General features: G+C 74.1%; 9 protein-coding genes and 1 pseudogene. 2 read left to right on the top strand and 8 right to left on the bottom strand.

Going from position 1 to position 11,286, the window contains the following annotated elements:
- The coding region (locus tag IE318_RS30645; protein WP_506005419.1) for a DMT family protein at positions 1 to 440 on the bottom strand (440 nt) is incomplete at its 3' end.
- The gene (locus IE318_RS30640) at positions 437 to 1,237 is read right to left on the bottom strand and encodes a phosphatase PAP2 family protein (protein ID WP_189905554.1); all 801 of its coding nucleotides are present in this window, start codon (positions 1,235 to 1,237) and stop codon (positions 437 to 439) included. The genes IE318_RS30645 and IE318_RS30640, both read right to left, overlap by 4 nt.
- A gap of 196 nt (positions 1,238 to 1,433) precedes the next feature.
- Between IE318_RS30640 and IE318_RS30635 the strand changes: the two genes are divergently transcribed.
- A complete protein-coding gene (locus tag IE318_RS30635) occupies positions 1,434 to 2,051 on the top strand; it encodes a TetR/AcrR family transcriptional regulator (RefSeq protein ID WP_030169234.1) in 618 nt (205 codons plus the stop codon).
- 140 nt (positions 2,052 to 2,191) lie between these two features.
- Here IE318_RS30635 and IE318_RS30630 read toward each other — a convergent pair whose 3' ends face one another.
- Positions 2,192 to 3,292: a DUF2510 domain-containing protein gene (locus IE318_RS30630; RefSeq protein ID WP_189905552.1), complete on the bottom strand. Its 1,101-nt coding sequence runs from the start codon at positions 3,290 to 3,292 to the stop codon at positions 2,192 to 2,194.
- A 561-nt stretch (positions 3,293 to 3,853) separates the two neighbouring features.
- Between IE318_RS30630 and IE318_RS30625 the strand changes: the two are divergent.
- A pseudogene (locus IE318_RS30625) lies at positions 3,854 to 6,531 on the top strand (ATP-binding protein).
- A 46-nt stretch (positions 6,532 to 6,577) separates the two neighbouring features.
- On the opposite strand, the gene IE318_RS30620 reads toward IE318_RS30625, so the two are convergent.
- The 5 genes from IE318_RS30620 to pcaH all read right to left on the bottom strand — a co-directional run bounded on the left by IE318_RS30620 (position 6,578) and on the right by pcaH (position 11,278).
- On the bottom strand, positions 6,578 to 7,369 hold the full coding sequence (locus IE318_RS30620; RefSeq protein WP_189905550.1) for an SDR family NAD(P)-dependent oxidoreductase: 792 nt from the start codon (positions 7,367 to 7,369) through the stop codon (positions 6,578 to 6,580).
- Positions 7,370 to 7,432: 63 nt separating this feature from the next.
- Positions 7,433 to 8,548: a bifunctional 3-oxoadipate enol-lactonase/4-carboxymuconolactone decarboxylase PcaDC gene (gene pcaDC, locus IE318_RS30615; protein WP_189905548.1), complete on the bottom strand. Its 1,116-nt coding sequence runs from the start codon at positions 8,546 to 8,548 to the stop codon at positions 7,433 to 7,435.
- On the bottom strand, positions 8,545 to 9,897 hold the full coding sequence (gene pcaB / locus IE318_RS30610; protein ID WP_189905546.1) for a 3-carboxy-cis,cis-muconate cycloisomerase: 1,353 nt from the start codon (positions 9,895 to 9,897) through the stop codon (positions 8,545 to 8,547). Before pcaB ends, pcaDC begins: the two co-directional genes overlap by 4 nt.
- Positions 9,894 to 10,499, bottom strand: a complete 606-nt coding sequence (pcaG, locus tag IE318_RS30605) for a protocatechuate 3,4-dioxygenase subunit alpha (protein ID WP_030169215.1) — start codon at positions 10,497 to 10,499, stop codon at positions 9,894 to 9,896. Before pcaG ends, pcaB begins: the two co-directional genes overlap by 4 nt.
- Positions 10,500 to 10,504: 5 nt before the next feature.
- The gene (gene pcaH / locus IE318_RS30600) at positions 10,505 to 11,278 is read right to left on the bottom strand and encodes a protocatechuate 3,4-dioxygenase subunit beta (RefSeq protein ID WP_189905544.1); all 774 of its coding nucleotides are present in this window, start codon (positions 11,276 to 11,278) and stop codon (positions 10,505 to 10,507) included.
- Between the last annotated feature and the right edge of the window lie 8 nt (positions 11,279 to 11,286).

Genomic DNA, 11,286 nt, shown 5'->3' with positions numbered 1-11,286 from the left:
GACAGCGCGCCGATCAGGACGGCGGTGGCGCCCGCGACCGTCAGCGCCTCGGCCGGACTGAGCACCTGCTCGGGCGCGGGCCCGGACGCCGCCACGAGCAGCGCGCCCAGTCCCAGCAGGGTGAGCGCCGTGCCGCGCCACTCGCCCGCCGCGACCCGGCGCCCCGCCATCCGCGCTCCCATCGGCACGGCGGCCACCAGGGTGAGCGCGCCGAGCGGCTGGACCACGGTCAGCGGCCCGTACTTGAGGGCCACGACGTGCAGCAGTGCCGCCGATCCGTTCAGCGCCACGGCCCACCACCACGCGCCCGAGCGCAGCAGTCGCAGCGTGCCCGAGCCCGCCGTACGCGCGGCGAGCCGTTCCTGGGCGACCGCGGCGGCCGCGTAGGCGACGGCCGAGAACAGCGAGAGGACCACGGCGAGCATGGCGGCGGGGCTCATCGGGCCGCTCCCACCAGGGCGTTCTGCTCGGCCGGTACGGACGTCCGCCGGCTGCGTCCGGCGGCGGTGGCCACCGGGCGGTGCGGCAGCGGTATCACCGCGAGGGCGAGGCCGAGCAGCGCCGTCGCCGCCACCGCGTCGAGCCAGTAGTGGTTCGCGGTGCCCACGATGACCAGCAGGGTGAGCAGTGGGTGGAGCAGCCACAGCCAGCGCAGGCGGGAGGTGGTGGCGACGATGAGGGCGATGGCCACCATGAGCGCCCAGCCGAAGTGGAGCGAGGGCATCGCCGCGAACTGGTTGGAGAGGTGGTCGGTCTTCGGCGGTCCGTACACCGACGGCCCGAAGACGCGCGCGGTGTCGATCAGGCCGGCCTCCGCCAGCATGCGCGGCGGGGCCAGCGGGAACGTCAGATGCAGCACCAGGGCCGCGGCCGTCACGCCGGCGAGCACGCGGCGCGTCCAGATGTAGTGCGCCGGACGGCGCAGATAGAGCCAGATCAGCAGGCCCGCGGTGGCCGGGAAATGCACGGTCGCGTAGTAGGCGTTCGCCACGTGCACGAGGGTGTCGCCGTGCAGCAGCAGGGACTGGACCGAGCCCTCGCCGGGCAGGTGGAAGGCCCGCTCCAGGTCCCACACGTGGTGGGCGTTGCGGAACGCCTCTCCGGTGTGGTCGGCGGCGAGCTGCCGGCCCAGCTTGTAGACGAGGAACAGACCCGTGACGAGCAGGAGCTCGCGCACGAGCGGAGGCCGGGCGGGCCGGTCGGGACCCACTGCGGCGGCCTCGGTTCGGGAAGTCATGCCCCGGCCCCCTCGCTGGCGGTGTGCGTGTGTGTGCGGCTGTACCGCAGCATCGATACGATAGCGTACCGATACGCCAGTGTACCGATACGGTCAGGTACCGGTACACTGGCGTATCGATCGAATGCCTCACACCTGACGCGCCACACTGGAGAGCGGCCGGAGCGCCGCCGGAACACGAGCGAGGAGAAGAGTGATGACGTCGCAGGCCGCGGACGAACCGGAATCGGTCGCCTCCTCGCGCCGCTCCAAGATCACGCCCGCGCGTGAGCGGGAGTTCTTCGACGCCGTCCTCGAACAGATCCGCGAGTGCGGCTATGACGCCGTCACCATGGAGGGCGTCGCCGCCAGCACCCGCTGCAGCAAGTCCACGCTCTACCGGCAGTGGAAGAACAAGCCGCAGTTCGTGGTGGCCGCGCTGCGCGCCAACCGGCGCACGAGGTTCACGGGCATCGACACCGGCTCGCTCGCCGAGGACCTGCGGCAGGCGGCGCGCGCCGCGGGCGAGTGGTCGGGCAACGACACCCGGCTTCTGCAGGCCCTCGGTCACGCGATGCTGCAGGACCGGGAGCTGAAGCAGGCCCTGCGCGAGACGCTGGTCGAGCCGGAACTCGCCGCGCTGCGGGAGATCCTGCAGCGCGGGGTCGAACGCGGAGAGGTCCGCGCCGACAACCCGGCGCTGGAGTACGTGCCCGCGCAGATGTTCGGCGTCCTGCGCATCCGGCCCGTGCTGGAGGGAGAGTACGCCGACCCGGACTATCTGGTCCGGTTCGTGGAGGCCGCCGTGCTGCCCGCACTCGGCCTCACCCCATGACCCAGGCCGCCGTCCACGGGATGACTGGACGGTGACCTGCTCGCGCCGCACCGTGGGGACGGGGGCGGCGCGCACCCCGGCCGGGTGGTGTCCCTCTGAGCGGACAGGGACCCCACCCGGCCGGCGAACATCCGGCCGGATCAGACGTTCTGGCCGCTGCCGCCGCCCGAGGACACCTTGATGCCGCGGGTGATGTCGTCGATCACGGACTGCTGTTCGGAGACGTCCACGCCGAAGCGGACCACGACCAGGCGGCGGGAGTCCGCCGGGGACGGGAAGGCAAGGGACTCCACATATCCGTCGGAGCCCTTCTCGGTGACCGCCTTCCAGCGCACCAGGTAGCCCTTCTGGCCGGCCACGGTCACTTCCTTGGAGGCCAGCACCTGGTGCGAGGTGATCGCGCCGTAGGACTTGCCGCCGTAGGACTCCTTGGCGTTCGCCGCGATGTCGGCCTTGGCGACCTCCTCGGCCGTCTCGCCCCTGGTCCCGAGCAGCAGCGCGGGCGCCGAGTACGCGCCGCCCTTGGTGCAGTCGGCGCTGGTGTCGCCGGGGCACTTGTAGGAGTCGTCCGAGGTGACCTGGGCGCCCATGCCGAGCTGCTGGCCGTACCAGCCGTCGGGTATGGGCAGGCTGATGCCGCTGGCCTGGTCGGTGACCGACCCGCTCCGTATCTTCGGCGCCTCGGACGGGCTGCCGCCGGAGCCTCCCGAATCCCCAGACCCTCCGGAGCCGCCCTGGCCGCCGTCCCCGCCGTCCCCGCCGGGGCCGCCGAACGGCCCGCCTCCGCCGCCGGAACCCTCCTGCCCGCCGGAGCCGCCCTGCCCGCCCGGGCCCTGGTGCGAACCGGCCCGGTTGCCGCTCCCGCCGTCGTCCTTGCTCAGCGCGTACACCCCGACCCCGATGCTCGCCAGCACCGCGGCGGCCAGCACGACGGCGACACCCGTACGCACCCCGCGCCGCCGCGCCGGCGGCTGACCCGGATACCCCGGATACCCCGGATACACCGGGTACCCCGGATACCCAGGAGAGCCGGAATACCCCGGCTGCTCGGGCTGTCCCGGCTGCCCCGCGTACCCGGGCTCTGCCGCGGGCGGCTGCGCCGGCGGACCCCATACGGTGCCCGACCCGGCGGGGCGGGTCCGGTCCGTCCATGCCTTACCGTCCCACCAGCGCTCGGTGGCGGGACCGTCACTTGTCTGCCCCGGGTCGGGGTACCACCCGGGGGGAGTCACCTGCGTCATGCCCCCACCGTATGAGGCCTCGGTGAAAGCCGGATGAGAGGGCCGCCCCTCGGACCGCGACCCCCGCGAGATCGGGTGCGCGGGCCGTCTGCCGGACTGGGCCGCCCCGAGAGCCGGGTGAGTGGGCCGTCCGCCGGACCGAAGCTGTCGGGAGAGCTGGGTGTGTGGGCCGTCCGCCGGGCGTGACCGCCGCGGGAGCCGGGCGAGTGGTCCTCCGCCGGACCGCGACCGCCGCGCACACCGGATGAGAGGGCCGCCCAGCGGACCGAGACCGTCTCGAAGACCGTCAGTCGGCCGCCCACCGGACCGGTGTGGAAGCCGGATGAGACGGCCGCCCCGGGTGTCCGGTCGCCGCGAAAGTCCGTGCGGGGCACGGATGTTGACGGCTGATTGTTGACAAGGCATCCCCGTGCCGCGCAGGTCGCGGGGTCGGCGCGTCGTCGGGCCGTGCCGTAGATCACCCGACACGGCAGCAGGTGCCCGGACCGGCCTCCGTCGCGGCGGTCCGGGGACTAGGCTCGGGATCCGTACGTCGTTCGGGCGACTTGGGGAGGTAGCGGGATGACGGAGGTACGGTCGGGTGCGGCCGCCTCGGCTTCCCTGTGGGAGCGCGACGAGGAAGTCACCGCCGTCCGGCGCGCGGTGGACACACTGTGCTCCGACCGCTCGTCCACCGGAGGGCTGCTGGTCTTCCAGGGCGAGGCCGGACTCGGCAAGACCGCCCTGCTGGCCGAGACCCGGCGGATCGCCGAGAAGCGCGGCTGCACCGTGTGGTCGGCGCGCGGCGGCGAGATCCTGCGCTCCGTCCCGTTCAACGTGGTACGGCAGTTGCTGCAGCCCGCCCTGATAACGCTGATGCCGGAGGAGGCCCGCGACTACCTCGGCGACTGGTACGGCATCGCCGGGCCCGCCCTCGGCATAGCGGAACCCGGCGACCGGCAGGCGGACCCGCAGGGCGTGTGCGACGGCCTGGTCGCCGCGGTGCGCCGGCTGGCGAAGCGCGACTGGCCCCTGGTGCTGATGATCGACGACGCCCACTGGGCCGACGAGGAGACCCTGCGCTGGCTCGCCGCGTTCGCCGAACGCCTCGACGACCTGTCCGTCCTGGTCGTGGTGACCCGCAGGCCCGGCGAGGTGAGCGGGCAGAGCGCCCAGCGGCTGGACGCGGTCGCCGCCGCCGCGGGCGTGAGCACCCTGAGCGCCCTGACCCCCGAGGCCACCGCCGGACTCACCCGCACCGCCCTCGGCCCGCACGCGGACGCCCCGTTCTGCCGCGAGGTGTGGGCCGTCACCGGCGGCAACCCCTACGAGACCGTCGAACTCCTCGCCAAGGTGCACGACAGCGAACTCGAACCCGTCGAGGCCAGGGCCGGAGAACTGCGCGACCTGAACCGCGCGGCCCGCGGCGGCGGACTCGTCGCGCGCCTGGAGGAACTCGGCATCGACGCCACCCGGTTCGCCTGGGCCGCCGCCATCCTGGGCACCGGCATCTCCGTGGACCTCGTCGCCCGGCTCGCCACCATGGGCCGCGACGACGCGCTGCGCTGCGCCGACCTGCTGCGCGGCGCCCGCATCCTCACCGAACCCGACCCGGCGACCGCCCGCGGCGGCGAGGCGGAGCTGGAGTTCGTGCACCCGCTCATCGCCACCGCCGTCTACGACTCCATCCCGGACGCCCTGCGCACCGCCATGCACGGCATCGCCGCCCAGGTCGTCACCGACTCCGGGTACGGCGCCGCCGCGGCCTCCCGGCACCTGCTCCAGGTCCACCCGGACGACGACGAGGAACTCGTCGAACAGCTGCGCAAGGCCGCCCGCGAACACCTCGCCGTCGGCGCCCCCGACGCGGCCCGGCGCTGCCTGGAGCGTGCCCTGCTGGAACCGCCCACCCCGGACGTGCACGCCCGGGTGCTCTACGAACTGGGCTGCGCCACCCTCCTGACCGCCCCCGCCACCACCATCGAGCACCTCCAACTGGCCCTGAGCATGCCCGGCCTTGACGGCGACACCCGGGTCGACGCCGTGTGGCGGCTCTCCCAGGCCCTGCTCCACAACAACCAGCTGGAGGAGGCCGTCCGCACGGTCGAGGCCGAGGCCGCCCGCCACGCACCCGGACCCACCCGGCTACGCCTGCACGCCGTGCAGTACATGTGGGAGGGCCTGCACGCCGGGGAGACGATCTCATCGGGCCGCTCCGAGCACCTCGCCGAACTCGCCGCCGGCTGCACCGGACGCGACAACTCCGAGCGGGCCCTGCTGATCCTGCGCGGCTTCGACGCCATGACCCGCGGCGAGAACGCCGAGGAGGTCGTCGAACTGTGCGACCGCGCCCTCGTCAACGGCCGCCTCGCCCCCGGCCTCGGCTGGACCGACACCGAGTGGGGCATCGAACTGCTGCTGATGCTCGCCAGCGCCTACGCCTACAGCGACCGCCTCGACCGGGCCGAGACCCTCTACACCGAGGCACTGCGCGCCTACGAGACCGCCGGCTGGAGCGGCGGCCACCTCGCCCTCGCACACGCCTACGTCGGCCTCGGCCACCGCAGGCGCGGCCGGCTGAGGGAGGCGGAGGCGGCGCTGCGCGAGTCACTGCGGCTCGCCGAGCGGGTCGGCCGCGGGCTTCCCCTGTACTGGACCGCCACCTGCAACCTCGTCGACACGCTGCTCGCCCGCGGCCACGCCGAGGAGGCCTGGGAGGTCGCCGAGCGGTACGGGTTCGCCCCGCCCTACCCGTCCACCATCGTGATCCCCGACCCGCGCAGCGTCCGCGGCCGACTCCTGCTCGCCGTCGGCCACACCAAGGACGGCGTCAACGAACTGGAGGCGGCCGAGAAGGCGGCGGCCCTGCGCGGCCACCACAACCCGGTGATGGTGCCCTGGGCGGCCGACCTCGCCCGCGCCCTGGCCGCCGAGGACCGGCCCGGGCCGCCCGGCTCGCAGCCGACGTCCGCCGCCAGGCCGAGCGGTTCGGCACCGACACCGCGATAGGAGAGGCACTGCGCTGCGCCGCCGCCCTGGAGACCGGCCAGCGCGCCGTCCGCCTGGCCGCCCAGGCCGTCACCTACCTCGAAGCGTCCCCGTGCCAGTACGAACACGCCGCCGCCCGCGTCGAGTACGGCATCGCCTCCCGTTCGGTCGCCGAACTCGAACGCGGACTGGCGCTGGCGCGCTCCTGCGGCGCGGACGGACTGGTCGCCCAGGCTCGCGAGGTGCTGGAGTCGGGGCGGGGGCTGCGGTAGGCGTCCACCGCCGGACAACTCCAAGGGCCGGCGACCGGGCCTCGGCTCACAGGCCGAGCAACTGCTCGGTCACCGCCGTCAGGCGCGCCCGCACCCCGGCGTCGTAGGCGGCCTCGTGCGCCCGCGCCGGACGCGTGCCGTCGAAGTAGCGGCCGGAGCCCAGGTCGCGGGTGGCCAGGTCGAGCACGCCGGGCGCGCCGTCGGCGACCGTGTTCCAGGGCTCGATGCCGGCCGCCCGCACCATGGACGTGTCCATGTAGGTCGCCGGGTGCAGCACGTTCACCGCGACACCGGTGCCCGCCAGCTCCTCGGCGAGGGAGAAGGTGTGGGCGGCGAGCGCGAACTTGCTGCGGCAGTACGCGGCCACACCGCTGTAGCCGCGGGTCAGCTCGGGATCGGCGAAGTCGAGCGGCTCCTGGCCGGCCGAGCCGACGTTCACGATCCGGGCCGGTGCGTTCCTCCGCAGCACGGGCAGCAGCGACCGGGTCAGCACGACCGGCGCGAGGTAGTTCACCGCCAGCCGCAACTCGTGTCCGTCGGCGCTGACCTCGCGCGCGGAGTCCGGCCCGCCGCTGCCGACGCCCGCGTTGTTGACCAGTACGTCCAGCCCGGGGTACGCCTGTGCGACCTCGGCCCCCAGCTCGCGCACCTGCGCCAGGGAGGCGAGGTCGGCGACGAACCCCGCCGCCTCGCCCTCGGCGCGCAGCTCCTCGACCAGCCGCTCGGTGCGGCCCGGGTCCCGGCCGTGGGCGAGGACGACGTGCCCGGAGCGGACCAGTTCGAAGGCGACATACCGGCCGAGACCGGAGGTGGCGCCGGTGATCAGAACAGTGGACATGCACCCACCGTAGGCACCGGCGCCGCCCGGCGCGTGCTGCCGCTGGGGGTACGACCGGCAGGGTCACCCTTCGCCGGACTCCTCGGCCAGCACCCGCTGGGCCACCGCGAACGCCGAGTTCGCCGCCGGGACCCCGCAGTACACGGCGCTCTGCAGCAGCACCGCGCCGATCTCCTCCGGTGTGAGCCCGTTGCGGCGCGCCGCCCGCACATGCATCGCCAGCTCGTCGTAGTGGCCGTGCGCCACCAGCGCCGTCATGGTGATCATGCTGCGCTCGCGGCGGGTCAGCGTCGGATCGGTCCAGATCTCGCCCCACGCGTAGCGGGAGATGAAGTCCTGGAAGCGGGCCGTGAACGGGGTCTGCCGGGCCTGCGCGCGGTCCACGTGCGCGTCGCCGAGGACCTCCCGCCGCACCTCCATGCCCCGCCGGGGCGCACCGTCCAGGTGGGTGCGCAGCGCGGCCAGGACGGCCTCCGGGCGCTGGGCGGGCGCCAGGTGGGACGCCCCCGGGATCTCCGCCAGCGCCGCGCCCGGCACCGCGTCCGCGATCTGCCGCAGATGCGCGGGAGGTGTGGCCGGATCCTCGCGGCCGGCGATCAGCAGCGTGGGCGCGCCGATCCGGCCCAGCCGGTCGGTCAGGTCGAAGTCGGCCAGCGCGTCGCAGCAGGCGGCGTACGCCTCCGGGTCGGCCTCCCGGTGGTCCCGGACCAGCTCCGGCACGGTGAAGTCGCCCGCGAACCACCGGGCGTCCGCGCCGGCCACCAGCCAGTCCAGACCCTCCCGCCGGACCCGCTCGGCCCGCTCCCGCCACGCCTTCTCGCCACCGAAGTGAGCGGAGGAGCAGATCACCGCCAGGGACGCCACCCGCTCGGGGTGGTGCACGGCCAGATGCAGCCCCACCGCCCCGCCCAGCGACACCCCCGCGTAGGCGAACCGCTCGATGCCGAGCCCGTCCGCGAGCTGAAGCACCAGTCCGGCGAGATCGGCGACGGTCGCGCCCGCACCGACGAGGTCCGCCGCCGAACCGCCGTGCCCGGGAAGGTCCCAGCGGACCACCCGGTGGGAGACCGCCAGCTCCGGGGCGACCTTGTCCCACAGCCTGTACGACGTGCCGAGCGACGGTCCGAGCAGCAGCGGGGGAGCACTGGTGGGGCCTTCGGCAAGGTGGTGCAGAGTCAATGTCGCTCCAGGGCGCGGTCGATGAGGGCTCCGGCGGAGCCGGTGTAGCGGGTGGGGTCGGTGAGCGGGCCGAGGTCGATGTCCTTCAACTCCGATTGCTCGACGAGGAGTTCACCGAGTCCGCGGCCTTCCGTGTAGGTGCGGCGGGCGAGTTCGGTGAGCAGCTCCTTGGCACGGGCTCGGCCGATGAGTGGGGCCAGCTCCGCCGACAACCGCTCGGAGACGATCAGCCCGTGGGTGAGACCGAGATGGGCGCGCATGGCATCGGAGTCCACCCGCAGCCCCTCGGCAAGCTCCGCCGCGTCGCGGGCCGCGCCGCCGGCCAGCCGCAGCAGGTCGCGCAGCGGCTCCCACTCGGCGTGCCAGGCGCCCGCCGGGCGCTCGTCCTCCGCAGCGAGCGACCCGTACAGCGTGGCCGCGAGTTGCGGGGCGCGCCGGGCGGCCGCCGCGATCAGGGTGGCGCGCACCGGGTTCGCCTTGTGCGGCATGGCCGAGGAGCCGCCGCCGCTGCCCTCCGCCAGCTCCGCGATCTCCGTACGGCAGAGCACCAGTACGTCCGCCGCGGCCTTCCCCAGCGCCCCGGCCGTGAAGGCGAGGCATCCGGCGAGGTCGGCGACGGGGGTGCGCAGCGTGTGCCAGGGCAGCAGCGGTGCGCGCAGGCCGAGTTCCCGGGCGTACGCCTCCGTCAGCGCCGTCGCGTCGTCGGCGCCGTACGCGGCGAAGGCCGCCAGCGTCCCGGCCGCGCCGCCGAGTTGGGCGGGCAGCGTGTCCCGTACCTGCGTGATCCGGTCCCGGGCGTCCAGCACCAGCGACCGCCAGCCGGCCGCCTTCAGGCCGAACGTGGTCGGTACGGCGTGCTGGGTCAGCGTCCGGCCGGGCATCACCGTGTCGCGGTGCTCGCGGGCCAGCCGGGCCAGCGCCGCCTCGGTGCGGGCCAGGTCGGCGAGGACCGGGTCCAGGGTGCGCACGGCCACCAGCATCGTCGCCGTGTCCATGATGTCCTGGCTGGTCGCGCCCCGGTGGACATAGGGGCCGTACTCCTCGCCCACGGCCCGCGTCAGGTCGGCGACCAGCGGGATCACCGGGTTGCCGCCCGCGCGGGCGCGCTCGGCGAGCGCGCGCACGTCGAAGCGGGCCGGGTCGGCCGCCCGGGTCACCGCGTCCGCCGCCTCGGCCGGGGCGAGACCGAGCGTGGCCTGCGCCCGGGTGAGGGCGGCCTCGGCGTCGAGCAGCGCCCGCAGGAAGGCGGTGTCGCCCGACGCGGACGCGGCGGGGGAGCCGGCCCAGCCGGGCCCGAGCAGTCCGGCATCGGCCTCGGCGGACGATGCCGGTGAAGCGGGTGATGTCACTGGAACTCCAGGAAGACCGTCTCGCCCTCGCCCTGAAGGCGGATGTCGAAACGGTAGGTCCCGTTGCCCTCGTCCCCGGCGATCAACGTGCCGCGTCGCTGCTCGTCCAGCCGGGAGAGCAGCGGGTCGGACGCTGCCGCCGTCGCGTCGCCCGGCAGATAGATCCGGGTGAACAGGTGCACGAGCAGGCCGCGCGCGAACACGCACATGCTGAGGTAGGGCGCGTTCTGCCCGCGTGCGCCGGGCCGCAGCGTCCGTACGTACCAGTGACCGTCGGCGTCGGTCTGGATCCGTCCGAACCCGGTGAACTCCACGCCGTTGCGGCCGAGGAAGCCACCGGAGGCCGGGTCGCGCCGCATCGAGCCGTCGACGGCCGGCAGGCTGCCGTCCGGGCCGGGCCCCCACACCTCCAGCAGCGCGTCGGGCAGGGGGCGCCCCTCACCGTCGTACACGTACCCGTGCACGGTGATCGTGTCCGGGTGGCCCAGGGGGGCGATCTCCTCGCCGCCGCGGAACGGGAGCGCGTAGCCGTAGAAGGGGCCCACCGTGTGCGACGGAGTGGGCAGCACGCCCTCCGGGCCGCTGGTGTCGATCTTCGTCATGGCAGTCAGCGTCCTTCTTCGATCCAGGTGGCGTGCGGGCCGTCCAGCACGATGTCCCAGTGGTAGCCGAGCGAGAACTCCGGCACCGACAGGCTGTGGTCGTAGGTGGCGACCAGCCGCTGCCGGGCGGCGTCGTCCGTGACGGACTGCAGGATCGGGTCGTAGGGGAAGAGCGGGTCGTTCGGGAAGTACATCTGCGTCACCAGCCGCTGGGTGAACGCCGAGCCGAAGACCGAGAAGTGGATGTGCGCCGGACGCCAGGCGTTGACGTGGTTGCGCCACGGGTACGGGCCCGGCTGGATGGTGGTGAAGCGGTAGAAGCCGTCAGCGTCGGTCAGCGTGCGGCCCACACCACTGAAGTTGGGGTCGAGCGGGGCGTCGTGCTGCTCGCGCTGGTGGGCGTAGCGGCCGGCGGAGTTGGCCTGCCAGATCTCGACGAGCTGGCCGCGCACCGGGCGCCCGTCGCGGTCCAGCAGCCGCCCGGAGACGGTGATCCGCTCGCCGACCGGCTCCCCGGTGTGCTGCCGGGTGAGGTCGTTGTCGATCCCGGTGATGTCCCGCTCGCCGAAGGCGGGCGAGGACAGCTCGACCAGCTCCGGGTCCTTGCTGACGTCGATGGCGACCAGCGGCTGCTTGGGGTGGCGGAGCACGGAGGAGCGGTAGGGCGCGTAGTCGCGGCGCGGGTGGTGCTCGACCGGCGCGCCTTCGGCGAGGCGCTTCTCGTACGCGGCGTGCTCGGCCGCGATCTCCTGGTCGATGTCGTGTTGCGTGAGAGTCATGGGGGTAC

The organism is Streptomyces spiralis, from assembly GCF_014654675.1.
In the GTDB taxonomy this organism is placed as follows: Bacteria; Actinomycetota; Actinomycetes; order Streptomycetales; family Streptomycetaceae; genus Streptomyces; species Streptomyces spiralis.
This window is presented reverse-complemented; position numbering and strand designations above follow the sequence as displayed.